This window comes from Lysinibacillus louembei (assembly GCF_033880585.1).
In the GTDB taxonomy this organism is placed as follows: domain Bacteria; phylum Bacillota; class Bacilli; order Bacillales_A; family Planococcaceae; genus Metasolibacillus; species Metasolibacillus louembei.
Window position 1 is genome coordinate 1,898,256 of the sequence record NZ_CP137624.1, and the last position, 26,100, is coordinate 1,924,355.

Consider the following 26,100-nt stretch of genomic DNA (forward strand, 5'->3'; position numbering starts at 1 on the left):
ATTTCCCAGCTGCCATTTTAATTTGTCTTTTCTAAGGCTAATTTTACGCCAAATAGTATTAAGACAGCTCCTGTTACACCTTCCATCACTTTTTGCGTAGCTGGTTTATTCATAAATGAACGGATTTGGTGGAGCAAGTAGACATAGCCAATAAACCATAGAGCAGTCAAAGCTGTGTACGTAATACCCATAATGAAAAATGGCAACAATGGATTAGCATTTGTTGCTAAAAATTGCGGTAAAAATGTTAAGAAAAAGACCGCTACTTTCGGGTTAAGTAAATTGGTTAAAAAGCCTTGCATAAAGCTTGATTTGCTATCATTTTTATGTGGCACGGCATCGACAAGCTGCGGCTTTCTTTTTGTCATGGCAATCAACGTTTTAATACCGAGGTAAAGTAAATACATTGCTCCGATATATTTAATAATGGAAAAAACAACAGCTGATTTGACAATAATAGCAGAGAGCCCAAGCACAGCAGCAGATGTGTGAATCATTAAGGCACATAATGTGCCAGCCATCGTCTGCAAGCCAGCCTTTTTATTAATGAGTAGCGTATTTTTTGTAACAATGGCTGTATCAGGTCCAGGTAAAATGATGAGCATAACACACATAAAAAGATAAAGCGTAAAATTTTCCATGGGCAACCTCATTTCTTATAATAGAATAGTTGCTCCATATTGTAGCAAAAATAAGTGAAAATTCGCAATACTATTTAAGGAAATAAAAATAAGCTTGTTTGACAAGGCGATAACCTTAGTCAAACAAGCTTATTTTTCGTTGAGCGAATTTTAGCTTTGGATGAGCGAAATTGCTGATTCGTTGAGCGAAATTGTCACTTCGTTGAGCGAATCATTACTTTTGAACTGCATTATCCTTTACAACAACTCGTTCATTTATAAAAGGATGCTGGAATTCAAGCTGAATGGCATGTAATTCATAATCATTCGTTGCTGTTTGGCGTGCATTGTATAAGGTATCACCGATAATGGGGTGACCTAAATGTGCCATATGGACACGAATTTGGTGTGTGCGTCCTGTTTCTAATATAACGTGGACAACACAGCTATTTTTAAAGCGTTGCACCACCTCATAATGAGTAACTGCATGCTGACCTGATGCTGAAACGACGCGTCTTGTATTATGGTGACGATCCTTGCCAATCGGTGCATTGATGACACCGCTATCTGTACGGATATTGCCTTGTACTTCAGCAGCATATGTGCGAATAATCGTTTTTTCCTCAATCATTCGATCAAATACTGATTTTGCAATTGGGTGCTTCGCGACAAGAAGTAGCCCTTTCGTTCCTTGGTCAAGGCGATGCACATGCTCAGCATAGCTGCCACCGTTTGCTTGAATATGTGCCATCACATGATTCATACATGTATTTGTATCATTTGCCTCGTTTGGATGTGTTGACATACCCTTTGGCTTTGAAACGATTAAGCAATGCTCGTCCTCATAACGAATGACTACCTCGCATTGTGCAGTTGGCTGATAGCTTGAGGAAGGAGTAGGGAAATCAAATTTTAATAACGTCCCAGTCGTGAGCGGCTCCTTCCAAAGTGCAGCAGTGCCATCCTGCAATGTAACGGCCTTTGCCATGCGCAATTCATGGACGATTTTTTTGCCTAAGCACCACTCTTCACGTAGCAGCCGTTCAATTGTTTGACCATCTTGTTGTATTGTATAGGTAAACATAGGTATCCTCCTAAAAAATAATCGTGCACCGAAAATATTCGGAGCACGATAGTCATTATTGTGCGTTTATACTATTGAAAAATTCCTTGATTGTATCAACATCATAGTCGCCAACCATGCGTGTAACTTCTTTACCATTTTCGAAATAAATCAATGTTGGTGTAGCCTCTAACTTATATTTATTCCATTGCTCAGGAAATTCTAAAACGTTTAATTGATCAATATGAATGTCTAGCTCATCGGCAGTAGGCATTAATTTTGGTGTCATTTGCTTACAGTATCCACATTCTGGACTGAATAGATAAGCATAAACTGGTTCGCCTGTTGCAATTTTCTTTTCTAATGCATCTGGTAAAATAATATTTTGATAGTTTTCATCATTCAGCTGATCGATTGTGGATTGTCTTAAATCTTCCTTACCATAAGGATTATTTTTTAATTTACTATTGTTTGACATATTCGTTAGTACAATAATCGCTATAAATAAAACAGCGATAACGCCACCAAAAATAGCAAGCTTCTTCATTTTATTTTTCCTCCTTTAAAACGCGTAACATATGAAAGCTAATTGCTGCAATCATGACAAATGCAGTTAAGGCTAAAAATGGGATTGTAATAAATCCAAGCCAATTAATATACTGTCCTGTACAAGGAACAAGACCGCAAGCAGGAGCTGTTGATTGTAAAAAATCAAGCTTCTGGATGCTGTAGTGGTAAAGTGAAATGCTCCCACCAATACAAGCAAATACGGCTGTTGTTACGGCGATGCGTGCATTTTTTTGGATGTAGGCAACCGTTGTCATAATCACAATTGGATACATTAAAATTCGCTGATACCAGCACATTTCACAAGGGGTATATTGCCTAATTTCAGAGAAATAAAGCGAGCCAAGTGTTGCAACTAATGACACGACCCAAATAGCAAGCAGACCATTTTCTAATTTTTTATTCATCATTGTTTCTCCTACATGTCAAAATGAATGATACGTATTGATTATAGATAAAAGGCCCAGAGAAGTAAATTGTTTAGATTATGAATACTTTGTGAGTAGGATTTCACAATTGATTTCAGCCAAAAGTATGAGCATCGTATGCATGCAATGAGTAGTGATTCAATGATATGATAATGGAAAGAAATTCGAGGTGAATCATGAGCTTAAATCATTCAAACATTACGATACTAAAAGAAATTGCAGAATTGTTAAATGAAGAGACGGAAATGATTCCAATGCTAAAAGGTGCTTTATCCAAATTTTTAAATGGTACAAAATTTGATACAGGCTGGATTTTTTTTATTGATAGTAAAGGGAAATCCAAGCTCGTGGCGCATGAAAATTTACCGCAAGCATTAGCTAAAAATGACTGTCAGCATTTAAGTAAAGGGGGCTGCTGGTGCGTATCGCGCTATCGCAATGATGAGCTGATGAAGGCCTCTAATATTATTGAGTGTCAGCGCATTGAAGGCGCAATGGGAGATAGCGATAATGATACAGGTGGTATTACACATCATGCGACAGTGCCGCTGCAATCAGGACAGGAGCGCTTCGGTATTTTAAATGTCGCATCAAAAAATACGGTGCGCTTTACAGAGGAAGAGCTAGAGCTTTTAGAATCGGTTGCCTTTCAAATGGGCTCTGCTATCAAAAGAATTTATTTAACGAATGAGCAGCAGGAAATTGCATTAGTACAGGAGCGCAATCGCTTAGCAAGGGATTTACATGATTCGGTGAATCAGCTGTTATTTTCAGTAACACTGACATCACGTGCAGGTATTGAAATGAGTGACCAGCCTGAAATAAAGGAAACCTTTAAAGAAATTCAAGAGCTGACACAGGAAGCATTAACAGAAATGCGAGCACTTATTTGGCAACTGCGTCCAAAAGGCTTAGAAAGCGGTCTTATTGAAGCGATAAAGGTCTATGCTGAAATGCTTGGCTTAAAGCTGATTGTCAATGTTTCAGGTGTTATTCAGCTACCTTCACGCATTGAGGAAACATTGTTCCGCATTGCACAAGAAGGATTAAACAATATACGGCGCCATGCAGGGGTGAAAATAGCAGAGCTTTATGTGACAGTGACACAAACAGATATTTTGCTTGTCATTAAAGATGAGGGGCGAGGCTTTGTTATTGACCCAAAGGCTCGAATACCATCACTTGGTATTCAATCGATTAAAGATCGAGCACAGGCTATCGGCGGGACAGCTGATTGGGTGAGTGAAATTGGCAAGGGAACGGAGCTATTAATCCGTCTGCCATATTAGGGGGTAATGAAATGATACGTGTCTTAATTGCAGATGACCATCATGTCGTAAGAAGGGGACTACTCTTTTTTTTAAAAACACAAAAGGATATTGAAGTAGTAGGGGAAGCGAAAAATGGCGTAGAAGCAGTACAATTAGTTAAAGAGGTGCAGCCTGATATTGTGCTGATGGATTTAGTGATGCCTGAACTGGATGGCATTCAGGCAACAAAGCGCATTAAAGCATTGTATCCAACGATAAAAATATTAATGCTAACTAGCTTTGCGGATAAAGACCATGTACTTCCAGCAATTGATGCAGGCGCATCAGGCTATCAATTAAAGGACATCGAGCCAGATGATTTAGTGCATACGATCCGTCAAATTATGCGCGGAGAAAACATGCTGCATCCAGAAGCAACAACACAGCTGGAGGAGGGCTTGCGTGAGGAGGAGCAAAAGCTTCATGTGCTCAATCCATTAACACCGCGAGAGCAGGATGTACTAGCAGAGCTAACAAAGGGCAAAAGCAACCGAGAAATTGCTGCTTCTTTATTTGTGACCGAAAAAACAGTGAAAACACATATTTCTAATATATTTGCCAAGCTACAGGTACAAGACCGCACACAGGCAGCTTTATATGCAGTGAAGCATGGGCTAACAGAGGGCAGTGGGCAGATGTAAAAAAACGCAAGGGGTGTAAATAACGATAGCCCCTTGCGTCTATTTTTGAAATTCCTCACTCCATTCATCAATCTTCATTTTCAAATAAGCCCCACCGATTAGAAGAACTAAAATGGCAATTGCTATGACAGAGGCGTTCGTTATATTTTCTTGAAGTGTTCCTAGCTCATTATTTGCATAAAGCTGTATAAACGGTACAATGATGCTAGCAATAATGGAAAACAAAATATATTTCCTCCAGCTTCTTTTTACCTTGTCTGCGTAGCTAAATTGATGAAGCTTTTGAAAAATGATTGCCCAAGCGACCATCAGTAAAAGTATTTTCATGGAAACACCTCCTAAATAGCGTATTTCTTAAAAATGATAATCTCCCTCTGTTGGAGTAGGGATTTCATGTGGTTCAATATGCACGAGCACAACGCAATATGGATTGAATTGTTTCACTGTATTTTCGATTTGCTCAGTAATCTCATGGCTTTCCCAGACGTTTAAATAAGGATTTACAGTGACTGTCACATCAACAAATGACATATTGCCATGCATGCGTCCTTTAAAGTCTACTAGGTCAATGACACCATCTACTTTATGAATAAGCTCGCAAAGCGCCTCGGTATCCTCTGTATTAAAGCCATCTGTTAAGGTATGCACAGCCTCCCAAAAAATTTCTACACCTGTTTTGACAATAATAACACCAACGAGCAATGCTGTAATAACATCAATAATAGGGAAGCCTACAATCGCAGCTCCAATTCCGATTGCTGTACCGATACTAACGAGGGCATCTGAACGATTATCATAGGCGGCCGCCTTGACAGCACTGCTATTAATTTTATTGGCTAAAGCAATATTGTAACGGTAAACGCCATACATAATAACAGCGCTAATAAGTGCAACAACAGCTGTTAGCGTTGAAGGTGTGGCATGTGTTGGGTGCCAGATATTTTGAACGGAAGAAACAAGCACTTGCAGACCGACAGCAATCATAATAAATGCTGCAATGAGTGAAGCAACCGTTTCCGCACGGAGATGCCCATATTGATGGTCATCATCTGCTGGCTTTTGTGAAATGCGCAAGCCAATTAACACAGCAACAGAGGCGATAATATCCGTTGTATTGTTGAGCCCGTCCGCCTTTAAAGCAGCAGAGCTCCCAATATATCCAACAATTAATTTCATTGCACTAAGTACGATATAAGTTCCAATAGATAACCAAGCGCCTTTTTCACCGGCACGTAAATTTGTATATAGCTCCACAATGTTTCCTCCTAGAAAGACTTTTAGACATGACAAAGGAGCCGTCCGAAAAGATATAATCCTTTTTCGGACAGCCCCTAACACTGACATTACATTTCTTCAATTAAATTATTTTCAGGAATTTCTTCTTCTGCAAGCTTTTTTACTTCAACATATAAAATATGATGACCATCGGATTCTTTTATTGTAAATTGGTAGCCATATGCCTCAAAAGAGTCTCCTTCTACGACATCAAAGTGCTGTGTCATAATCCAGCCACCGATTGTATCAATATCTTCATCTTCAATTTCAATACCTAAAATATCATTGACGTTTTCTAACAGCATTTTTGCGTCAATAATATAATGGTTTTCACTGATTTCTTGTACTTCAGGTATTTCATCTTCATCGAATTCATCTTGAATATCGCCAACGATTTCCTCGATAATATCTTCAATTGTGACTAAACCAGAAGTTCCACCGTATTCATCCATTAAAATGGCTAAATGGATGCGTTCCTGCTGGAATTTTAATAGCAAGTCACTAATTGGGATTGTATCAATAACACGAATAACAGGCTGCATATATTCCTCTACTTTTGTAGCCCCATTTGCAGGATCTTTAACGAAAGCAGTAAGTAAATGCTTCATGTTGACTAGGCCAACAACATGGTCCTTGTCACCATCTGTAATTGGGTAACGTGTATATTGTTCAACGCCCATTAGTTCGAAAACTTCACGTAATGTTTGGTCTTTCTCAATGCTAATAATTTCAGTACGGGGTACCATAATTTCCTTTGCGATTCGATCAGAAAACTCGAAAATACTATTTACATATTCGTATTCCGAGTGGTTAATTTCTCCACCTTTTAAGCTGTCTGATAAAATCATACGAAGCTCTTCCTCGGAATGCGCTGCCTCTGATTCAGAAACCATCTTTAAACCGAACATACCTGTAATTGCGCGGGCTGAGCCATTTAATGCGCGAATAAAAGGATACATAATGTTATGGAATAAAATAAGTGGTCCTGCTAAGTTTAACGTGACAGCCTCCGCCTTTTGAATAGCTAAAGTTTTTGGCGATAATTCCCCTACGACAACGTGTAAAAACGTTACAAGTGAAAATGCAATAATAAACGAAATAATCTTTGTGGCGCTACCGTCCAAACCAACTAGCTCGAATAATGGTTCTAAAATCAGTGCAAATGTTGGTTCACCTAACCATCCAAGTCCAAGCGCAGTAATCGTAATACCTAGCTGACATGCTGATAAATATTCATCTAAGTTGGCAATTACTTTTTTCGCTTTAATCGCTTTTTTATTCCCTTCAGCGACAAGCTGGTCGATTCGTGTAGTCCTCACTTTTACTATGGCAAACTCAGTTGCAACGAAAAATGCCGTAGCAGCAATTAATAGAGCAAATGCTACAAGCCTTATGGTTAGCTCTCCTATATCTCCGTCCAAATAAATCCTTTACTTGCGGCCCGAATGAGGGTGGCAAATAAAGAGTACACCTCCTGTTATTAAAAAATTTTTGAATACTTTTATCATAAAATATTTCAAAGAAAAAAACAATTTTTGCTGATGATTTTTTTATCAAGCGTGTTAATTAGCCTTTATTTTAAAGAGGATACTAATGAATAGCCAATATTTACATAATCACCATATTTGTTTTTTATTTATAGGTATTATTAATTTCAAGTTTTCCTCATCGACAGAATTCACAAAAACATTTTATTTTTCAAAAAATATTGACGAAGTAAATTTCTGTATGCTAATCTTAAGGGGCACTAAATAATTTAAGGAAATGGAGGGAAGGATTATGATGATTTTATTAAACAACAAAACAACTAAACATTTTAATCCGGACCTGTAACGTATTCTTTTATTATTTGCTTGAACGCGCATAATGAATGGATGATACAGGCACGTCCCTGTATCTCTTTTTTTAGGCATGTATCCTAATTAAATGGGGATATATGCCTTTTTTTGTGTGTACGCTGTGCAAAATTAGATGGAGGAGGACATCGGATATGTTCAAACAATTTCAAGCAAAAATTTTAAAAAGGGAATCGCTGGATAGTGGATAGTGTAGCTTTAACTTGATTCAGCGGGAAATCCCTCTAGTGGGATGAATGCAAAAACATTGCAATCAGGAGGAGTAGCAAGCTCTCTGCTGATTCAAGTTAAGCCTCTGGTGGGGGTCATGACTTTCTCTTACAAACAGGAGAAAATCCAAATGCCATTACACCGAGGTGTAATTGATAGGAAAGTAGGTAAAAAAGAGTATGTTTGATGTATTAGGAAAATTAACATGGTTTTTTAAACAGCATTGGAAGCGTTACACCATTGCGATTGTATTGCTTATTTTAGCAAGTGTTGTGGAGGTTATTCCACCTTGGATGATTGGGCAGGCAATTGATGAAATGACAAAAGGTTTGATGACAGGCAAGCTGCTTAGCTATTATTTAGTTAGTATGCTGCTCATCATTATTGTTAGTTATTTAATGAATTTTGTATGGCAATATCAATTATTTGGTGGCGCAATTACGTTAGAGCGTATGTTACGCAAGCGCTTAATGCACCAATTTTTAAAAATGACGCCAACATTTTATGAAAAAAATCGTACGGGTGATTTAATGGCTCGTGCAACAAATGACTTAAATGCTGTGTCGTTGACAGCAGGCTTTGGCATTATGACATTAGTTGATTCAACGGTCTATATGGCAGCGATTATTTTAGCGATGGGCTTCGCCATTTCGTGGAAGCTAACATTTTTCGCTATGCTACCTGTGCCGATTATGGCGATTATTATTCAGTATTTAGGAAAAATTGTCCACGAGCGTTATATGACAGCGCAAGAAGCATTTGGTGAGCTGAATGATGATGTGCTTGAGTCTGTTGCAGGGGTACGAGTTATTCGTGCCTATGTACAGGAAACGAGAGATAAAGGACGCTTTGTCAATAAAAGCGAGGAAGTGTTCCAAAAAAACATTCATGTAGCCAAAATTAACGCATTGTTTGGTCCAATCACAAAGGCCGGTACAGCGATTTGTTATGTTGTGGCATTAGGCTATGGGGCGGTTTTAGTATCAAATGGTGAGCTATCGGTAGGTCAGCTTGTTACATTTAACGTCTATTTAGGTTTAGCGGTATGGCCGATGTTTGCGATTGGTGAGCTGATTAATGTTATGCAGCAAGGGAATGCCTCACTTGACCGTGTACAGGAAACACTTCATTACGAGGCGGATGTACAAAATCCAGCACAGGCAGTTGCATTACAAGCACCAACGGCAATTGGCTTTAACGAATTTACATTCCAGTATCCTTTGTCACAGGTGAAAAATTTACAGCAAATTTCAGTTGCCTTAAGGCAAGGGCAAACATTGGGGATTGTTGGAAAAACAGGTGCTGGTAAAACAACATTTGTTAAGCAACTATTACGAGAATATCCGCTAGGTGATGGGCAATTGACAATTGGAGAAGTCGATTTAGCACAGCAAACTAAGGAGCAAGTGTTAGATTGGATTGGCTATGTGCCACAAGATCATGTATTGTTCTCAAGAACGATTCGAGAAAATATTTTATTTGGGAAAGAAGATGCAACAGAGGCGCAAATTGCTGATGCAATTCGACTTGCGCATTTTGAGCAAGATTTGAAAAACTTGCCGATGGGAATGGAAACACTTGTAGGAGAGAAGGGTGTTTCGCTATCGGGTGGACAAAAGCAGCGTGTATCCATTGCACGTGCACTCATTAAAAATCCTGAAATTTTAATTTTGGATGATTCTTTGTCAGCTGTTGATGCAAAAACAGAGGCGAAAATTATCGACAATATTCAAAATGAACGTAGTGGTAAAACGACGATTATTACAACACACCGTTTATCAGGCATTCAGCACGCAGATCAGATTATCGTGCTAGATGAAGGGATGATTACAGAGCAAGGTACACATGAAGAGCTTCTTGCACAAAATGGTTGGTATAAAGAGCAGTTTGACCGCCAGCAGCTAGAGGGGGAATCTGAATGAGTACAAGTAAACGATTGTATCATTACGCATTATTATTTAAAAAGCCAATATTAGTAGGGCTCGTTTTATTAACATTAGCAGTTTTTACAGATTTAGCAGGACCATTTATCGCTAAGCACATTATTGATAACTATATGACACCAGGAGATATTGCTGTTAAACCATTAACATGGCTATTAATTGTCTTCTTCGGGTTATCAATAGCGACAGCAATTTTACGTTATTTTATGTATATTTATTTGCAAATTGGGGCAAATCGTGTTGTACAGCAAATGCGCCAAGATGTCTTTGGACATATTCAAACATTGCCAATTCACTACTTTGACAACTTACCAGCCGGCAAAGTAGTGGCACGTGTAACGAATGATACAGAGGCAGTGCGTAATTTATATGTAACAGTGCTATCACAATTTGCAACAAGCATTATTTCCATTGCAGGGGTTTATATTGCATTATTTATTTTAGATGTGAAGTTAGGGTTAATTGCCTTAGTTGTGATTCCATTTATTTACGTGTGGATGATTGGTTATCGTAAATTTGCCTCTAAATACAATCACGTTATTCGTACAAAAATCGCTGATATTAATGCGATGATTAATGAATCGATTAATGGAATGACGATTATTCAAGCATTCCGCCGTGAAGACCAAATGAAAAAGGAATTTGCGGAGATGAATAATGAGCATTACGAGTATGAGCGGAAGCTATTATTTTTAGATTCAGCAACATCCTTTAATTTAGTAAACGTATTGCGTTTATTAATGTTTATGGTGTTTATTTATTACTTTGGTACGCAGTCGATGACGATGCCTGAAGCAATTACAGCAGGGACATTGTATGCGCTTGTTGACTATTTAACGCGCTTATTCAATCCGATTGTCCAATTTGTTAATCAGTTCTCACAGCTAGAGCGCTCATTAGTGGCTGGCTCTCGCGTATTTGAGCTATTGGATCAAAAAGGGGAAGCGGTAAGCGAGGAGCGCATCCCACGTTACGAGGGCAATGTGGTATTTGACAATGTTTCCTTCGCTTATAAAGATGATGAGTACGTCTTGAAAAATTTAAACTTTGAAGCGAAGAAAGGCGAAACAGTGGCGCTTGTTGGGCATACAGGCTCAGGTAAAAGCTCTATTATGAACTTGTTATTCCGCTTCTATGACCCACAAAAAGGGCATATCACAATTGATGGGCAAAATATTACAAGCTTGCCGCGCCAATCCATTCGTGACCATATGGGTATTGTGCTACAGGACCCATATTTATTTACAGGTACAATCGCTTCCAATGTGAGCTTAAATGATGAGCGTATTTCACGCGAAACAGTTGAAAAAGCATTAGCTGCAGTAGGTGGCGAGCGCGTTTTGGCAAATTTAGAAAAAGGACTAGATGAGCCAGTAATTGAAAAAGGAAGCACGCTGTCATCAGGACAGCGCCAATTAATTTCCTTTGCACGTGCACTAGCATTCAATCCAGCGATTTTAATATTAGATGAAGCGACATCGAATATTGATACGGAGACAGAGGAAATTATTCAGCATGCGATGGACGTATTAAAGCAAGGGCGTACGACATTTATTATTGCGCATCGTCTATCAACAATTAAAAATGCTGATAAAATTCTTGTACTAGATCGTGGTGAAATCGTTGAGCAAGGCACACATGATGAGCTGTTAGCATTAGGTGGTCGCTATGAAACGATGTACCAGCTACAGGCAAATTCATTGAATGGCTAAATCAGAGGAGCTGCCGATTTTTCGGCAGCTTTTTTATATGGATGAATGAATTAGATTTTTTAGGGGGATTACCATGACAACAAATAAGCAGCTCGCACAATTTCTGGCATTGCTAAACAACGAGCCAGCACATCATATAGGCTACTGTGGTGAAAATGTAGAAGAAATTGAGCAAGCTTTGAGAGAAGATTTTACAGAGGATGCTTTTGTTATTGCATATGCTAATGAGCATATTACAGCAGCAATTGGCTTAGATATAGATGGCACAAGTGCGGAAGTATGGGGACCATTTATGCAACAAGCGGAGCAAGCACCATTGCTAATTACTATGTGGCAGCAGCTTTTAGAAAAGCAGCCAAGCATTACGAAGTTCCAATTTTTTATTAATGAGCAAAATAAGCTAGCAATCGAATTTGCAGAGGCAATCGATGCTAAGCAAACAGGACAGCATGCAGTTTTATTATGGCAACAGCAGGAGCAACAAGCAGAGACATCCTTCAATTTTTATGAGCCACAATTTTATGAGGCTTTTGCAGCAATACACAATGCTGCATTCCCCAATACGTATTATAATGCAGAAACAATTATTAAGCGTTTAAGCAATGAAAATGAATTGCTATTACTTGTCAATGAAGAGGGACAGCTACAAGGCTACGCATATATCGAGGTAGATGCTCTATATAAAAATGCAGCTATTGAATATATTGCAATTGCGCCCGCTTTTTGGCGACAAGGGTTAGGTACAAAGCTATTAATGATGGTACTTGCCCATATAGGTAGGGTACATCAAATTTCAGAAGTTCGATTAACGGTAGATAGAGCGAATGAGGCAGCACTGCGGTTATATAAAGCAGCAGGATTTACTGTAAAGCATGAACTAATCAGCTATTATTTAATAAAATAGTAGAATTGGCTTCTTTTAATCAGGTATAACTAGAGCAAGAAATATATTGTTAATAAAGATTTAATAGGGTTGTCCAAAAAAACTTTTTGGGCAGCCCGCTTTCTTTTCTATGATAAAATAAACGTAAAATATGCATACATTTGTAGGTGATAAAATGATAAAGCCTGTACAGTTTGTTTTATTTTGCAAAATACATCGTAGCAATTTAATGCAAAATATTAGTTCTTATGTGCAGATGGAGGAAGGGCTATCCTTTGAAGAAAAACAAGAGATCATTGAGTTTGCAGATCACTTTTTAAGCTTTGTTATTAAGCAAAGTGATGCTGATGAGCTAAATAATTTAACAAATCAGCTACAGTTGTTTATTCAAGTGCATTTACGCCAAATATCAGGACAGTTTTTAAATATATTCCGTGCCGTTTTTGAACAAGCAACATTGCGTTTATTATTTGATCAAAAGCATCCACAAATCGAGCCGCTCTTTCTTTTTTTATCAAATTGCATGATGGGCTTAATGCAGCAATATTATGTATCAGTTGATGCGTCACATGAGCGGTTGACATTTGATATGAGTGGACTTAGTAAAATAGATGAAGTGTTAATTCGTGCTTCTAGCGCAGTGGAATTGCCAGCCATTTTGGAAGAAGTGAAGAGTATCTTCCAATTTAAGCGCTGTATTTTTTATGTATATATCCCATGGAAAAATGAGTTTCAAGGAATGTTCGGAGATCAACTAGAAATTATCCAAAATATTAAAGGAAGCTTAACCGCAGATTTACCTATTTTTAGCTTGAGGCAGCCACTCTATTTGCGGGAGCCGTATCCGTATATTGATAATGAATTGATTCAAAAATTCAATTTGTCATCAATGATTTTTATTCCTGTTATCAATGGAAGTCAATTATACGGGTGGCTAGAGCTTGATCAAAAAGGGGATTTCTTTCCATATTCACAAGTGCAATTAGACACATTAGAGCTTGTCGGAAAGCGGCTTGGGCTGTTGTTTTCACGAAAGCCTGTAACCTCTCAGCTTGAACAGCATTCAGGGCTGACGGAGAAGGAGCATAGTGTACTTTATTTAATCGCAGAAGGCTATAGCAATAAAGAAATTGCTACTACTTTGTTTATTAGTGAATTTACAGTGCGTGACTACGTGCAAAGGCTCCTTGCTAAATTGCAGGTTAAAAATCGCACGCATTTAGTTGGAGAAGTGTTTAAACGAGGCATTTTATAGAAATCAGGTTGCTTATTTACTACGAAGAACGTATATTTAGATTATCGAAATAAATGTCTGTAGAACGAGGTGCGATAAGTGAGAAAATGGCTTCAGGATTGGGGCAAAAGCTTAAAATCTTTTAATCGAAATATACGCTTATTTATTTTATCAAATGTGCTTATCCAAATTGGTATGGGTGTTTTCAGCGTGATGTACAATTTATATATTCGAGAGCTTGGCTTACCTGAGTCTGTTAATGGCAGCGTTATTTCAGTGACATCGCTTGCGACGGCAATTATGCTTATACCAGCAGGGCTACTAAGCGATAAGCTAGGGCGCAAATGGCTATTAATTATTGGCTCAACATTGACAGCTGTCTTGCTTGTTGGACGCAGTGTTGTCACAACAGAGCAACCGATGTTAATGCTCGCTTTCGGTATGGGAATTGTTTGGGCATTAGCACAAGTTTCAGGTGTGCCTTTTTTAGCTGAAAACTCAACTTCACGTGAAAGAATGCAGTTGTTTAGTATTCATTTTGCACTTGTAACTGTAGCAAATGTTGTTGGGAATTTATTAGGCGGGATTATTGCAGATGGCTTGCAATGGCTCATGCATATGGAGGAAGTACAAAGCATTCAAATAGCGTTACTAACAGGCTGTGTCATTTTCTTCTGTGGTCTATTCCCACTGTTCAAATTAAAGCCAGCAGTTGTTGTAAAGAAGGAAAAAGTGCAGGAGTTAAATGTAAATAAGGAAGCCGGCTGGTCATTTAATTTAAAAATGATACTATTTTTCGGGACAGCCAATTTACTCGTTGGCTTTGGAGCAGGCTTAGTTATTCCATATTTAAATTTATACTTTGCCAATCGCTTTGATGCTTCTAACTCATACATTGGATTGATTTTAGCGCTAGGCTCTGCGATGACAACAGTGGCAATGTTAATTGGACCTATGCTTGTCAAGCGCGTTGGCAAAGTAAGAGCACTTGTCCTATTTCAGCTTATGTCGATTCCGTTTTTGTTTTTAACAGCCTTTACAAATTCATTGTTTTTAGCATCGCTCGGCTTTTTAATGCGTCAAGCGTTAATGAATGCAGGTAACCCTATTCAAAGCGCTATTGCGATGGAGGTTGTTCATGACAAATATAAAGGATTAGCTAACTCTGTCAATCAAATGGTCTTTAATTTAGGCTGGGCGGTTATGGGCTTACCAGCAGCATATCTTGTCACAACATATGGCTCTTATTGGGGCTATGCCTATGCGTTCTGTATTACAGGTAGTCTATATTTAATCGCCTCGACGTTTTTCTATATTACCTTTGGGCGCAAATATACGTTGAAGGAAGAATCCGTTTCGTCCTAATAGAAAAGAGGCTGTCGGAAATTTCCTGACAGCCATCTTTCTAGATGAAAATTTCAAAAATACCAATACCTATAAGAAGCCAGCCTGCAATAGCTGTAGAGTATCGGCCAATAAAGCTTTTTGCTAATAAAATGCCGAAATGGCTGCCGATGGCTATCGTAATAAAGGAAAAGACACCAATGGAAATAACCATCGCTATTGTTGAAATATCATTTGCTCCAATAGCAATGCCTGTTGCTAAGCAATTAGCTGATAAGATGAACCCAAGTATAATGGCATCTTTTAGGGCAAGGATGGCGCTGTGATTTTTATCGAATGATTTTACATGATTTGCTTTAGCTAATCGCTGTGACAATAAAGTCCATGCACCAATAATACATAGCAAGAGACTACCTAATAGATTGGCTAAATAAACTGAAATATAATCACTTAATGTCTCACCAATTGTGATAGCTACATACGTCACAGCCATAGATAATAACGCAATAACAGCATTTGAGATAATAGGGATTGTTATTCGCTTGATTCCATATGCTAAACTGATGCCTAAATTATCTAAATTTACGGCTATCCCTACGAGAATAATAGTAATCCACTGCATCAAACCCACCTCGAACCCATTATATGAGTAAAATACTATTTGGTTCGATATTGATTTATAAATATTGCCTTAAGCAATTTTAAGCTTTTTTAAAAAATGGATAGCAAAAGTAATTGTAAAGACAATAATTAACACGACAAAAAACATGTAGTGTGGCACATGGATACCAACTATACTAACAAGCATTTTGAGTGCAACGATACCGATGATAATAAAGGCAGCTTCCTCTAATTCAGGTATTTTTTCAATAACGCTTAAAAATAAACCTGCAATTGTTCTCATCATGACGATGCCTAGCATTCCGCCAATCATTAATATCCATACTTGATTAGAGATGGCAAATGCAGCAAAAATGGCATCAAGTGAAAATGCGACGTCCATTAACTCGATCATAATAACGGTTGCCCAAAAGCTTCCAAACAGTCGAACTAACAGACCTGATTTTTTAACTTCCTTAACGCTATCTGCCTCTCCTATATGTGCGAAATGAGCGATACATAGCCACCCTAAATACAGAGCGCCAAGCAATTTTATAAACCAAAAATCTACTAAATAAACACCGATTCCTATAAACAAAAAGCGAAAAAAGTAAGCACCGAACATACCATACATTAGCGCTCGTTTTCGTTGTTTATTTGGTAAATGCTTCACAAGTACTGCTAGTACAAGTGCATTATCTGCTGATAGCAAGCCTTCGATGATAATAAGTGTTGATATTAATCCCCAAGAGACCGGATCAGTTAAAATTTCCTTCCACATCGCCCAATCGAAAAATTGCATATATACTGATAAAATTCCTTGGATGATTTCCACTGGTATTCCCTCCTACTAGCTCTATGCTAGTCTAGTATATGCTTAGCTGGTTTTGTTATGAGGAGGGAGTTTTTAATGAGGAGTTTGCGTAGTTACTGTTACTAACTGATGGTAAATTTTTTAAGGGACGTGTCTTTTCAGACAAGCCCCTTAACCCGATGCTCAATCATATACATGGAATAACATAAGCTCATGCACCATTTTCTCGACAACGGCTAAATCGTCCTCTGCTGGTGCTACACCAAGAAATCGAATGCTACCATCTTTATGATATTCCGCTTGATAGCGCTGTTGTTTATAGAAAAAACTAATAAGCCAGCCAGGTAACTGTTTATGTTCATACAATGGCTTAAAATGAAAATGCTGAATCATGAAACCACTCCTTCCTGTTAATCGTACTAAATAGGTGAAGCAATATGCAATAGCGATTGCTTTGTGAAATAGCTTTTCTGTTATACAATATGAGCGTAATTGATATAGAAACGAGAGGATATCATGGATAGTTTATTTGGGCTATTAATTTTACTAGCAGGTGTAGGTGCAATTGTAGGTGCCGCAACCAACTATATGGCGATCAAAATGCTGTTCCGTCCGTATAAGCCGATTTATTTTATGCGTTGGCGCTTGCCATTAACGCCAGGGCTTATTCCAAAAAGACGGGATGTGCTAGCAGTACAATTAGGGAAAACGGTATCGGATTATTTATTAACACCTGATACGATTAAAAAGAAATTTTTGTCGCAGGATATACGTGATAACGTACAGGCCTTTGCTAAGCAAAAAATTACTGAAACTGTATTTACGACAGAGAAGACAATTAATGATTGGTTAATGCTTGCGAATTTACAGCATATGCCGGCATTGCTGGAACAAAAAGTGAATACGGTCATTGCCAATCAATTCACATCTGTCAAAAACACGCTCGCAACAAAAACGATTCAGGAGCTATTACCTGAAGATTTAGAGCCAGTATTGGATAAAAAAATTGGCGAGGCAGTCGATCAAATTTTAGATAAAGGGGTCGTTTATTTCCAATCACCAGAAGGTGCAAAAACAATTAAAAATATGCTGGATGATTTTTTAAGCTCAAAAGGCTCCTTTGGCGGCATGATTCAAATGTTTATGGGCGATTCCTTATCACTTGTAGAAAAAGTACAGCGTGAGCTTATTCGCTTCTTACAAGCACCTGGAACGAGCGCTCTTTTATATCGCATTTTTTCAGCAGAATGGGATAAAATTAAACAGCGCCCAGCAATGGACTTTATGAAAGATGTAAACTTTGATACGATTGAACAGAGCATTCAGGTATATGCTAAGGAGCAGCTAGCAATCGAGGCACGTTTAGATAAAACGATTCACGATTATTGGCCGAATGGGCAAGCTTGGGTGTGTGATGAGCTACTACCAAAAGTAATGGACAAAGCATTTTTATCAGCGGAAGAGAAAATTGAAGATGTGTTAAAGCGTCTAAATTTAGCGGAAGTTGTGCGAGAGCAAGTTGATTCATTCCCAATTGCCAAGCTGGAAGAGCTTGTTTTAGGCATAATTAGCCGTGAGTTACGTATGATTACATGGCTAGGTGGTATTATTGGTGGTCTTGTCGGTATTGTGCAAGCACTCATTGTCTTTATGACAAAATAATAGGAGAGTAGGAATACGATGATTAACATTTATGACGATATTAACAGATTGGAAGCAACATTCCGCAATACAAATGAATTTAAAGTATTACAGGAAACGGTAGAGGCTGTGCGCGGAGATGAGGAAGCAAAAAACTTATTTACAAACTTCCGCGACATTCAAATGAAGCTACAGCAAAAGCAAATGGCTGGCGAGGAGCTTTTAGAGGATGAGTTAGCTTACGCACAAAAGGCAGCACAGCTTGCTCAGCAGAACGTCAAAATTCTCGCAATGCTTGAAGCTGAAATGGGCTTAAGCCGCGTAATCGAAGAAGTAAACCGTATTTTAACAAAGCCTGTTCAAGCGCTTTATGACGGACTATAAAATATGATTTGTAGCACAAACCTTAATGTTGGTTTGTGCTACTTTTTTACTTATAGCTTTTGGAGAGAGAATCGCTCATAAAATCTGCCGCCTCAATTTTCTACTGGAAACCATTCATTTACAAGGTCTTGAAATTGCGCATAGTCTGCATAAACGATTTCTTTATAGGACAATGCCTGTAAAATGATTTCCTTGCTAAAAGTATCTGGCGTTGCTTGAATGACTTGTAAAATTTCATCCTCGCTATGATATGTAAAAACAGCAGAGTAATCGATATCTGCACGGGCATGGGCCTTCGCAGCGATGCGCCCCATAATAGCAGTAGTAGCAAAATAATCTTCCAGCTCTTTATAGTTTTTTGGCTTAACCTTTTTCTTGAAGGGTGAGCGTTCACGGATGTAAAATTGCTGGTCATTTATTGTTAAATAAGCTAAGTAAGGGTCTTCTAAATGATGCATGGCCTTTTGTGTGCCAACAACGCGTGCACCTTGATGCTCATAATGCGTCCAAAATGCTTCGTGATATGGTAAAAAATAAGAAGGAATCGCTGTGCGTACTTCCTTCATTTCCAACACGACATCATCTGCATGCTGTGTGTCATCGCCACTCTCAATTAAAATATAGTAGCGCTTCAAGCCGATAGACGCTGTACCAGAGCCATATTTAATGGCGATATCCTTCACCTTATAATGTGGTAATGCTTCAATGATTGCCGAATATTCCTCGGCGGATGCAGGCTGTAATTCCTCTGACCATTGGAAAATATGTTGTCCATCCTCAGTCAGGTGGGCAATTTTTTGCAAAAATTGCTCTCGTTGCTGTTTTTCTAGCTTTTTCAATACTTTTTTGATAGGGCCTGTCGTATTATCCTTTGTAAAAATTAATGTGAAGGGGTCATCCTTTTTTTGTTGAAAGCGTTGAAGCTGCTGAATATAGCTTGTTAAAAACGATTGGATTGCCATTTCCTGTGTAGCAGTATGAAAGCCTTGCTCCTCCAAATAAAGTGCGATGCTAACACTCATACGAAGCAAATCATATAAATAGGAGCCAACATAGCCTTCATCAAAATCATTAATGTCGAACACAATTGTACCTGACTCATTTTGAAAAGCACCGAAGTTATCCATATGCATATCGCCTTGAACCCAAGTTGGTTTCATTGGAGGTGTATGGAAAATTGACGGGATTTTTGTTGTATCATAATAAAATAAATAGGCACTGCCCCTAAAAAAACGAAATGGACTTTCCAACATTTTTTGATATTTAGCTTGTCGCTGCTCCTCTGTTAATGCCATACATTGTTGGTCAAATTCAGTGAAAATAGTTGCAAGTAGCTCCTTACGTAAAAATGCTCGTGTATGTTTGACCTGCTCTAATAAAACATGCTCCATTTGAATATCCCTCCTACTAAGGTGTTAAAGGAATTATACAAAAGAAACAATTAAAAAACATCAAGCATTTTTACAAAAAATATCGACGTTTTTTGGTACAATGATAATTAGTATGTTTATAAACGCTAATTTACAATGAGGTAGAGAAAAAATAATGAAAATAATACAAATAAATGAACAGTTTAAAGAAGATTGGAATCGTGTGTTAAACCATATTGCCAATCTTTTTTATGAAGATTCAGTTATTCAACTTACACAAGATGGCACTGATATGGCTATTGCTTTTCAGCATCGTATAGACGCAGATTTTACAATTCATACAGAGGCGCAATTAACGGTTGATGGTGAAAAATATACGAGCAATTATGCGATTCGTTATGCAACAGAGGGAACTGAAAAGGAGCAGAGCATTCGCATGAAGCGTGCGCTCTCACACGTAATGCTTGATGTGCTTGAGCAGTATACAGGTATGACGCAGCAATGGGGCATTTTAACAGGTGTGCGCCCAACAAAGCTTTATCATAAATACCGCAAAGCTGGCATGAGTGAGGAAGAAATTTTTGCTATTTTAAAAAAGGATTATCGTCTATCAGATGCGAAAATTTCTTTAATGAAGGAAATTGTGGCACGACAGCTTGAAGTGATTCCTGATTTGGATGAGCTAGGGCAGGAAATTTCAATTTATATTGGTGTACCGTTTTGTCCAACGATGTGCGCTTATTGTACATTCCCAGCGTATGCGATTCAAAGTAATCGCAAGCAAGGACGCGTAGAGAAGTTTATTGATGGGTTGCATATTGAATTGCGCGAAATGGGTAAATGGTTAACAGAAAATAATATGCGCATTACCTCGATTTATTGGGGTGGGGGAACGCCTACCTCAATTGAAGCCGATGAAATGGACGCGCTTTATCAAACGATGTTTGCAGCATTTCCAAACCCGCATACGATTCGAGAGATTACAGTAGAGGCAGGACGTCCTGACACGATTACACCAGAAAAGTTAGAAGTATTGAAAAAATGGGGAATTGATCGTATTTCTGTAAACCCGCAGTCGTATACGCAGGAAACATTAAAGGCAATCGGGCGCCATCATACAGTACAGGAAACGATTGATAAGTTTTGGCTATCGCGCGAGCATGGCATGAATAATATTAATATGGACTTAATTATTGGTCTGCCAAATGAGGGCATCGTAGAATTTGAGCATTCGTTAAATGAGTCCGCAAAAATGATGCCCGAATCGTTAACTGTGCATACATTAAGCTTTAAGCGCGCATCTGAAATGACGCGCAATAAAGATAAATATCGTGTAGCAGATCGAAATACGGTAAGTGAAATGATGCAGATGGCGACAGATTGGACAAAAAATAACGGCTATGTTCCTTATTATTTGTACCGTCAAAAAAATATTTTAGGGAACTTAGAAAATGTCGGCTATTGTAAGCCTGGCGAGGAGTCTATTTACAATATCGTAATTATGGAGGAAGTACAAACAATTTTAGGCATTGGCTGTGGTGCCTCATCGAAATTTGTTCATCCTGAAACAGGGAAAATAACTCAGTTCCATAATCCTAAAGACCCGGCAGCTTATATTGCGACTTTTGAAGAAGCAATTAAGAAAAAAATTGAAATTTTAAATGATTTATATGCATAAATTAGGTAAAATAGCAGGGAATAGCATATTTATTTTATGTTATTTCCTGCTTTGTTTAGATAGGGGATATTTGTTATTAAAGGAATTGTAGGTAACTCATTTTAAAATAGAGGGTCATATGATATGAGCGTTGTAAGAAACTAAAATGAGAAGTTGTTAGAGAAATTAGCCCGTTAATCAAGATAAATATTTGTATTGAATAATTCCTCCGCTTTCCGTGGAGAGTCAAGGAGATGCGTTGATGAATAAAGGTACACTAAAAGAGCTAGCTGCAACAATTAGACATCTACGTGCTGAAGAGTGCTACGAGGATATTATTATTTTAAGTGATGAAGTTGAGAATAGATTATTCAAGTTAAATGAAGTGGATGACATCTTAGACATATTAAAAAATCGAATTGTTGCTTATATATATACGGGCAGCTATGAAGAAGCCTTTGCTGCGCTCTTTCAAGTGGAACAAATATGCAGCAGTCATCCATCGAATGAACATTACAGCCTATACTATGGGTTAGCAGGTATTTTATATATGGTGTTAAACCATACAGAAATGGCAAAAGAGGTTATGCTTAAATCGGAATCACTTGCTCGAAAGCAAAAGGAATATAAGCGGTTATGTTACACATATTCCAATTTATCAAATCTGTACCATGATTTAAAAGACTATGAGCAAGCGAAGGAATATGCGATGAAATCGCTTGAGGTAGTACCTTATTTTGAGTGCGAAGAAATTGATTTACTACCGATAGAAGGAAATGCAGTAATTGCTCTTGCGTATGTTGGAGATATAAAAGAGGCAGATGTACTATATGTAAAAATGCAAGAAACTATACGACGATATGGCAGGGATCGTGATGATCGTAATCGGGCGTTGCTATATAATGCAAGAATGGCATTGGCATTTACGAAAGGCTATATTGAGCAAGCAATTGAAGCTGCTGAAAAAGCAAAGCAAATTTTTTTCGGGCAGGGTGATATTTATATGGTAAAAGTCATGCAACGTGCTCTTATTGATTATTACAAGAAAAGTAATAAAATTGAGAAGCTTGTTGGAGCCCAAGAGGAGTATATTGAGCTATTGGAAAAGCATGAGCAAGAATCATATAATCGCGCCTTATTAAAATTCCAGCTAGATGAAAAGAAGCGGAAGTATAAAATGGCATCCTTTATTGATCCATTGACTAAAATATATAATCGTGGCTATATCGAATATCAAGCACCAAAGTATCTATTAGACGCTGCGTCTTACAATCATTTTGTTGGCTGCATTATTTTTGATATTGACTATTTTAAGCAAGTAAACGATGAACATGGACATTTAGTAGGCGACGATATTATAAAGTTTGTAGCAACAAGTGCAGCAAAGCTATTTGCACAATATGACGCTATTTTTGCTCGTTATGGTGGAGATGAATTTATTGCGTGTGTACATACAAAAGATACACAGCAATTTGAAGAAATAATAAATAAGCTTTATTCATTATTCAAAACGCAATCTATTTTAACTAAAAAAGGACATGTAAAAATTAGCTTGAGTATAGGTGCTTTTGTAGTAGATGCTACAAATGTTGAAAATTTCACAGAGCTTTTAAAGGCAGCTGATGAAGAGCTATATGTAGTAAAGCGCAACGGTCGCAATGATTTTAAAATTGCTTATGCCAAGCAGTAGAAAAGATGAGGTTTTAAATGAAAAAAATATTTTTTAGTTTACTTGTAATTGCTTTATTGCTAGCAGGCTGTACAGTGGAATTTCAACAAACAGAGCAGCAGCCTGTTTCTGGTAAAGAAATGCGAGTGCATTTTATTGATGTAGGGCAAGGTGATTCTATTTTGATTCAATCACCAAGTGGAAAAACGATGTTGATTGATGGAGGCGTAAAAGGAGCAGGTAAAATGGTTGTTGACTATTTACGCGAGCAAGGTGTTAATAAATTAGACTATGTTGTTGCGACACATCCTGACGCAGACCATATCGGTGGTTTGATTGCCGTGTTAAATTCCATTTCAATCAAGCATTTTATTGATTCTGGAAAAGTGCATACATCACAAACATTTGAGGAAATGCTAACATTAGTTTCGGATAAAAATATCGTTTATAGCGTACCAGAGAAAGGCGATATAATTGATTTTGATAAGGAATTAAAAACAGAAGTAATATATGCGAACGAAAATGCCTCAGACAATAATGATGCGTCAATCGTTTTGAAAATTACATATGGAGAAGTATCATTTTTATTAACAGGTGATGCAGGTGTGAGTATTGAAAAGCAGCTGTTAAATGAAAATATTCAAGCAACCGTGCTAAAAGCAGGGCATCATGGCTCAAATACAAGTAGCTCTTTAGCCTTCGTTCAAGCAGTAAAGCCTGAGGCGATTGTTTTAAGCTATGGACAGGATAATAAATATGGTCACCCACACGCAGAGGTCATCGAAAATGCGCTAGCAGTTAAAAGTGAAATTTATGGTACCGCAGAAGCGGGCACGATTGTTTTTACAACAGACGGGGTAAGCTATTATACAGCAGCGGCTGAGTGGACGGGTATTGGCGCGACGAGCTCCGTTACACCAAAGCCAACAACGAAGAAAACAACGGTTGAGTTAATGAGTAAGGATTTAGTTAATGAAGTGGTAGTCATTCAAAATACGGGAAGTGAGCCAGTATCATTACAAGGCTGGCAGCTTGTATCTGTAGAAGGTAATCAAGTATTTAATTTCCCAAATATTACACTTCAGCCAAACAGCAAATTATCGATTACAAGTGGAGCAGATGCAAAGGATGGCAAAGGAAAATTAAAATGGACTTCAAAGCAAATATGGTCAAATAGTGGTGATGCAGCAAAGCTTATCAATGCAAAGGGAGAGATTGTTAGTGAGCTTGAATAACTATACATTAGATCGCTTTGAAGGAGATTATGCGATTTTTTTGAAGCGACCAGAGGAAACCGAGCAAATTTTGATCCATCGTAGTGAATATAGCGAGCTACTGTCTGAAGGGGATATTGTAGCAATTAGCTATGAAGATGGCATCTATCACATCGAGCGATTAGATGAAGAAATAACTGCACAGCAAAATAAGATGAAGCAAATGATGCAGGCATTGCGTAATAGGCAAAAATAAAGGAACTGTCGGGAAAAATCCCCCGACAGTTCCTTTGCTATATAGCAAGCTGCTGCTGAATTTTCAAAATCCATTCTTTTACTTCCATTTGCTGCTCCTCATAGCTTTTGCTATTGCGGTTATGAATAAGTAATAAGTGTTCGTGTAGCAAATTCTAAGCCATTAATCGTTACCCAAATATGCCCTCTTGCATCAAAGCATCGAGTGAGTGTGCCACTATTTAATTTGAGAAGTGCTTGTTCAAAAGCTACTAAACGCTCTTCGTTGATTAGAAAGTAACGAAAAGGATAATCGCCACTTTTTTGATCGAATTCAAACTTCGCATCGTATACATCATATGTTAATAAGAGTGTTTTCGTTTTGGATGGTGCATAGATAGGCATCTCATCAAATTGTACTTCAAAAGGGAAGAGATGTGCTTTTACTAAATGATAAATATGGGAATGGTCTAAATTACAGCCATATGTTGATAATAAAATTTTGTTTACAACTAGTTCGTTCATGGTGTTCCCCATTTTGGCAAGCTTCCATGAGTTATTTGGATTTGGCCGTGATGCCAATCCCAATCCCAATCATTTCTTAAATGCCAATGCCAAGTGGATGTAGTTTTATTTGGATTCAAATTAACATGGAAACGTATAAAGTCCCCTGCATCATCTTGTAATGAAAGAATATGTTCTCCTTGATTAATACCATTTGGAGCACTGCTATTTTCAGGGCCTTTATGTCCTTTTTTATTGTATTTTTTTACTGCTTGTTCAGCTGCATCTTGCATTTGAGGTATGACCTTTTTTTCTACTTCATCACCAATCCGCTTTCTAATTTCTTTCCCCATTTTCTTTTTTACAGCTTCTGCTACCAATGTACGAATTATTATAGGGAGTACAGCAGGTTGAGCTATTATTTCGTTATTATTAGTGGTAAAAGTCGTATTGACTTCACTTTCTGTACTGAAACCTTCATTTAAATAATAGTAAAGTAATGCAGTATTTTCATCTGAAATATTATATGATTTTAGAGTTTTCTCATCTGCAAACTCTAAAAATACTTCCTGATTATAAGAAATAAATTCTACACCATTCTCAAAATCACTTCTTGTTATATTCCAATTTTCAAGTTGTGTATCTAGTGTATTTTGACTGGCTAAACTAGAAATTGGAAGTAAATTTTGGATAATTAAAGTAAATATTACTAGTATTGATAATCTTTTAATTAATTTATTCATTATTTCCTCACCTTTATTTTTTATATTCTGGGAGTTTCTATGTATTATTGTATATTTTACCTGTAAAAAATTGCAATAATTAAATTGTGTTTTTTTTATGAACTTTACTTCGATGAAAGTATTAAAATAATAGTATTTAAAATCTGATTTGTTTTTTAGAATTGAATGCTTCTAATTAGATATT

26 protein-coding genes are annotated in these 26,100 nt (G+C 37.6%); 13 read left to right on the forward strand and 13 right to left on the reverse strand.

The annotated features are described in order from the left end of the window. Positions 1-17: 17 nt before the first annotated feature. From R6U77_RS09410 to R6U77_RS09425, 4 genes are all read right to left on the reverse strand, one after another. A complete protein-coding gene (locus R6U77_RS09410; protein WP_319838269.1) occupies positions 18-641 on the reverse strand; it encodes a LysE family translocator in 624 nt (207 codons plus the stop codon). Positions 642-855: 214 nt separating this feature from the next. Then, positions 856-1,704: an RluA family pseudouridine synthase gene (locus R6U77_RS09415; RefSeq protein ID WP_319838270.1), complete on the reverse strand. Its 849-nt coding sequence runs from the start codon at positions 1,702-1,704 to the stop codon at positions 856-858. A gap of 55 nt (positions 1,705-1,759) precedes the next feature. Beyond that, complete coding sequence (locus R6U77_RS09420) at positions 1,760-2,230, reverse strand: thioredoxin family protein (protein ID WP_319838271.1); 471 nt, start codon at positions 2,228-2,230, stop codon at positions 1,760-1,762. Between the two features lies 1 nt (position 2,231). Continuing rightward, complete coding sequence (locus R6U77_RS09425; RefSeq protein WP_319838272.1) at positions 2,232-2,657, reverse strand: disulfide oxidoreductase; 426 nt, start codon at positions 2,655-2,657, stop codon at positions 2,232-2,234. Positions 2,658-2,854: 197 nt separating this feature from the next. Between R6U77_RS09425 and R6U77_RS09430 the strand changes: the two genes are divergently transcribed. Beyond that, positions 2,855-3,967 carry a GAF domain-containing sensor histidine kinase gene (locus R6U77_RS09430; RefSeq protein WP_319838273.1) on the forward strand — a complete coding sequence of 371 codons (1,113 nt, stop codon included), beginning with the start codon at positions 2,855-2,857 and terminating at the stop codon, positions 3,965-3,967. Between the two features lie 11 nt (positions 3,968-3,978). After that, the gene (locus R6U77_RS09435) at positions 3,979-4,629 is read left to right on the forward strand and encodes a response regulator transcription factor (protein WP_319838274.1); all 651 of its coding nucleotides are present in this window, start codon (positions 3,979-3,981) and stop codon (positions 4,627-4,629) included. A 39-nt stretch (positions 4,630-4,668) separates the two neighbouring features. On the opposite strand, the gene R6U77_RS09440 is transcribed toward R6U77_RS09435, so the two are convergent. The 3 genes from R6U77_RS09440 to R6U77_RS09450 all read right to left on the reverse strand — a co-directional run bounded on the left by R6U77_RS09440 (position 4,669) and on the right by R6U77_RS09450 (position 7,325). After that, positions 4,669-4,956, reverse strand: a complete 288-nt coding sequence (locus R6U77_RS09440; RefSeq protein ID WP_319838275.1) for a hypothetical protein — start codon at positions 4,954-4,956, stop codon at positions 4,669-4,671. Positions 4,957-4,983: 27 nt separating this feature from the next. Next, positions 4,984-5,883 (reverse strand): cation diffusion facilitator family transporter, encoded by a 900-nt coding sequence (locus tag R6U77_RS09445; protein ID WP_319838276.1) that lies wholly within the window; start codon positions 5,881-5,883, stop codon positions 4,984-4,986. Between the two features lie 89 nt (positions 5,884-5,972). After that, on the reverse strand, positions 5,973-7,325 hold the full coding sequence (locus R6U77_RS09450; RefSeq protein ID WP_319838277.1) for a hemolysin family protein: 1,353 nt from the start codon (positions 7,323-7,325) through the stop codon (positions 5,973-5,975). An 824-nt stretch (positions 7,326-8,149) separates the two neighbouring features. On the opposite strand from R6U77_RS09450, the gene R6U77_RS09455 reads away from it, so the two are divergent. The 5 genes from R6U77_RS09455 to R6U77_RS09475 all read left to right on the forward strand — a co-directional run bounded on the left by R6U77_RS09455 (position 8,150) and on the right by R6U77_RS09475 (position 15,107). Beyond that, positions 8,150-9,892, forward strand: coding sequence for an ABC transporter ATP-binding protein (locus R6U77_RS09455; protein ID WP_293928907.1), 1,743 nt, complete (start codon positions 8,150-8,152; stop codon positions 9,890-9,892). Then, entirely contained in the window at positions 9,889-11,625 is a 1,737-nt protein-coding gene (locus tag R6U77_RS09460) for an ABC transporter ATP-binding protein (protein ID WP_319838278.1), read from the forward strand. The genes R6U77_RS09455 and R6U77_RS09460 overlap by 4 nt, the downstream gene beginning before the upstream one ends. 73 nt (positions 11,626-11,698) lie before the next feature. Then, on the forward strand, positions 11,699-12,529 hold the full coding sequence (locus tag R6U77_RS09465; RefSeq protein ID WP_319838279.1) for a GNAT family N-acetyltransferase: 831 nt from the start codon (positions 11,699-11,701) through the stop codon (positions 12,527-12,529). A gap of 154 nt (positions 12,530-12,683) precedes the next feature. Continuing rightward, positions 12,684-13,763, forward strand: a complete 1,080-nt coding sequence (locus tag R6U77_RS09470) for a LuxR C-terminal-related transcriptional regulator (RefSeq protein ID WP_319838280.1) — start codon at positions 12,684-12,686, stop codon at positions 13,761-13,763. Between the two features lie 78 nt (positions 13,764-13,841). Next, positions 13,842-15,107, forward strand: coding sequence for an MFS transporter (locus tag R6U77_RS09475; RefSeq protein WP_319838281.1), 1,266 nt, complete (start codon positions 13,842-13,844; stop codon positions 15,105-15,107). Between the two features lie 40 nt (positions 15,108-15,147). Here the strand turns inward: R6U77_RS09475 and R6U77_RS09480 are convergent, their stop codons facing one another. The 3 genes from R6U77_RS09480 to R6U77_RS09490 all read right to left on the reverse strand — a co-directional run bounded on the left by R6U77_RS09480 (position 15,148) and on the right by R6U77_RS09490 (position 16,893). Further along, positions 15,148-15,708, reverse strand: coding sequence for a manganese efflux pump (locus R6U77_RS09480; protein WP_319838282.1), 561 nt, complete (start codon positions 15,706-15,708; stop codon positions 15,148-15,150). Positions 15,709-15,777: 69 nt separating this feature from the next. Beyond that, positions 15,778-16,521, reverse strand: a complete 744-nt coding sequence (locus tag R6U77_RS09485; protein WP_319838283.1) for a TerC family protein — start codon at positions 16,519-16,521, stop codon at positions 15,778-15,780. A 162-nt stretch (positions 16,522-16,683) separates the two neighbouring features. Beyond that, a complete protein-coding gene (locus R6U77_RS09490; protein ID WP_319838284.1) occupies positions 16,684-16,893 on the reverse strand; it encodes a YheE family protein in 210 nt (69 codons plus the stop codon). 123 nt (positions 16,894-17,016) lie between these two features. Here R6U77_RS09490 and R6U77_RS09495 point away from each other — a divergent pair, with 123 nt between their 5' ends. Both R6U77_RS09495 and R6U77_RS09500 read left to right on the forward strand, forming a co-directional pair. Next, the gene (locus R6U77_RS09495; protein ID WP_319838285.1) at positions 17,017-18,162 is read left to right on the forward strand and encodes a DUF445 domain-containing protein; all 1,146 of its coding nucleotides are present in this window, start codon (positions 17,017-17,019) and stop codon (positions 18,160-18,162) included. An 18-nt stretch (positions 18,163-18,180) separates the two neighbouring features. After that, positions 18,181-18,525, forward strand: a complete 345-nt coding sequence (locus tag R6U77_RS09500; RefSeq protein WP_293926551.1) for a YlbF family regulator — start codon at positions 18,181-18,183, stop codon at positions 18,523-18,525. A gap of 92 nt (positions 18,526-18,617) precedes the next feature. Here R6U77_RS09500 and R6U77_RS09505 read toward each other — a convergent pair whose 3' ends face one another. Beyond that, on the reverse strand, positions 18,618-19,916 hold the full coding sequence (locus R6U77_RS09505; protein WP_319838286.1) for a DUF2252 domain-containing protein: 1,299 nt from the start codon (positions 19,914-19,916) through the stop codon (positions 18,618-18,620). Between the two features lie 154 nt (positions 19,917-20,070). On the opposite strand from R6U77_RS09505, the gene R6U77_RS09510 reads away from it, so the two are divergent. The 4 genes from R6U77_RS09510 (at position 20,071) to R6U77_RS09525 (ending at position 24,691) form a co-directional block, all read left to right on the forward strand. Continuing rightward, the gene (locus R6U77_RS09510; protein WP_319838287.1) at positions 20,071-21,573 is read left to right on the forward strand and encodes a coproporphyrinogen III oxidase; all 1,503 of its coding nucleotides are present in this window, start codon (positions 20,071-20,073) and stop codon (positions 21,571-21,573) included. A 241-nt stretch (positions 21,574-21,814) separates the two neighbouring features. Continuing rightward, complete coding sequence (locus tag R6U77_RS09515) at positions 21,815-23,242, forward strand: GGDEF domain-containing protein (RefSeq protein ID WP_319838288.1); 1,428 nt, start codon at positions 21,815-21,817, stop codon at positions 23,240-23,242. Between the two features lie 17 nt (positions 23,243-23,259). Then, a complete protein-coding gene (locus R6U77_RS09520; RefSeq protein WP_319838289.1) occupies positions 23,260-24,456 on the forward strand; it encodes an MBL fold metallo-hydrolase in 1,197 nt (398 codons plus the stop codon). Next, entirely contained in the window at positions 24,443-24,691 is a 249-nt protein-coding gene (locus tag R6U77_RS09525; RefSeq protein WP_319838290.1) for a DUF3006 domain-containing protein, read from the forward strand. Before R6U77_RS09520 ends, R6U77_RS09525 begins: the two co-directional genes overlap by 14 nt. A 119-nt stretch (positions 24,692-24,810) precedes the next feature. Here the strand turns inward: R6U77_RS09525 and R6U77_RS09530 are convergent, their stop codons facing one another. Together R6U77_RS09530 and R6U77_RS09535 are read right to left on the reverse strand one after the other, a co-directional pair. Continuing rightward, positions 24,811-25,194 carry a hypothetical protein gene (locus R6U77_RS09530; RefSeq protein ID WP_319838291.1) on the reverse strand — a complete coding sequence of 128 codons (384 nt, stop codon included), beginning with the start codon at positions 25,192-25,194 and terminating at the stop codon, positions 24,811-24,813. Then, complete coding sequence (locus R6U77_RS09535; RefSeq protein WP_319838292.1) at positions 25,191-25,916, reverse strand: YpjP family protein; 726 nt, start codon at positions 25,914-25,916, stop codon at positions 25,191-25,193. The genes R6U77_RS09530 and R6U77_RS09535 overlap by 4 nt, the downstream gene beginning before the upstream one ends. Positions 25,917-26,100: the final 184 nt, after the last annotated feature.

What these genes read in the sequence shown, in the direction of transcription:
- R6U77_RS09470 (WP_319838280.1), top strand. Translation starts at nt 12,684, where the DNA reads ATGATAAAGCCTGTACAGTTTGTTTTATTTTGCAAAATACATCGTAGC.
- R6U77_RS09430 (WP_319838273.1), top strand. Translation starts at nt 2,855, where the DNA reads ATGAGCTTAAATCATTCAAACATTACGATACTAAAAGAAATTGCAGAA.
- R6U77_RS09410 (WP_319838269.1), bottom strand. Translation starts at nt 641, where the DNA reads ATGGAAAATTTTACGCTTTATCTTTTTATGTGTGTTATGCTCATCATT.
- R6U77_RS09530 (WP_319838291.1), bottom strand. Translation starts at nt 25,194, where the DNA reads ATGAACGAACTAGTTGTAAACAAAATTTTATTATCAACATATGGCTGT.
- R6U77_RS09435 (WP_319838274.1), top strand. Translation starts at nt 3,979, where the DNA reads ATGATACGTGTCTTAATTGCAGATGACCATCATGTCGTAAGAAGGGGA.
- R6U77_RS09420 (WP_319838271.1), bottom strand. Translation starts at nt 2,230, where the DNA reads ATGAAGAAGCTTGCTATTTTTGGTGGCGTTATCGCTGTTTTATTTATA.
- R6U77_RS09495 (WP_319838285.1), top strand. Translation starts at nt 17,017, where the DNA reads ATGGATAGTTTATTTGGGCTATTAATTTTACTAGCAGGTGTAGGTGCA.
- R6U77_RS09440 (WP_319838275.1), bottom strand. Translation starts at nt 4,956, where the DNA reads ATGAAAATACTTTTACTGATGGTCGCTTGGGCAATCATTTTTCAAAAG.
- R6U77_RS09500 (WP_293926551.1), top strand. Translation starts at nt 18,181, where the DNA reads ATGATTAACATTTATGACGATATTAACAGATTGGAAGCAACATTCCGC.
- R6U77_RS09520 (WP_319838289.1), top strand. Translation starts at nt 23,260, where the DNA reads ATGAAAAAAATATTTTTTAGTTTACTTGTAATTGCTTTATTGCTAGCA.
- R6U77_RS09515 (WP_319838288.1), top strand. Translation starts at nt 21,815, where the DNA reads ATGAATAAAGGTACACTAAAAGAGCTAGCTGCAACAATTAGACATCTA.
- R6U77_RS09465 (WP_319838279.1), top strand. Translation starts at nt 11,699, where the DNA reads ATGACAACAAATAAGCAGCTCGCACAATTTCTGGCATTGCTAAACAAC.
- R6U77_RS09510 (WP_319838287.1), top strand. Translation starts at nt 20,071, where the DNA reads ATGAAAATAATACAAATAAATGAACAGTTTAAAGAAGATTGGAATCGT.
- R6U77_RS09455 (WP_293928907.1), top strand. Translation starts at nt 8,150, where the DNA reads ATGTTTGATGTATTAGGAAAATTAACATGGTTTTTTAAACAGCATTGG.
- R6U77_RS09415 (WP_319838270.1), bottom strand. Translation starts at nt 1,704, where the DNA reads ATGTTTACCTATACAATACAACAAGATGGTCAAACAATTGAACGGCTG.
- R6U77_RS09425 (WP_319838272.1), bottom strand. Translation starts at nt 2,657, where the DNA reads ATGAATAAAAAATTAGAAAATGGTCTGCTTGCTATTTGGGTCGTGTCA.
- R6U77_RS09505 (WP_319838286.1), bottom strand. Translation starts at nt 19,916, where the DNA reads ATGGAGCATGTTTTATTAGAGCAGGTCAAACATACACGAGCATTTTTA.
- R6U77_RS09490 (WP_319838284.1), bottom strand. Translation starts at nt 16,893, where the DNA reads ATGATTCAGCATTTTCATTTTAAGCCATTGTATGAACATAAACAGTTA.
- R6U77_RS09460 (WP_319838278.1), top strand. Translation starts at nt 9,889, where the DNA reads ATGAGTACAAGTAAACGATTGTATCATTACGCATTATTATTTAAAAAG.
- R6U77_RS09535 (WP_319838292.1), bottom strand. Translation starts at nt 25,916, where the DNA reads ATGAATAAATTAATTAAAAGATTATCAATACTAGTAATATTTACTTTA.
- R6U77_RS09480 (WP_319838282.1), bottom strand. Translation starts at nt 15,708, where the DNA reads ATGCAGTGGATTACTATTATTCTCGTAGGGATAGCCGTAAATTTAGAT.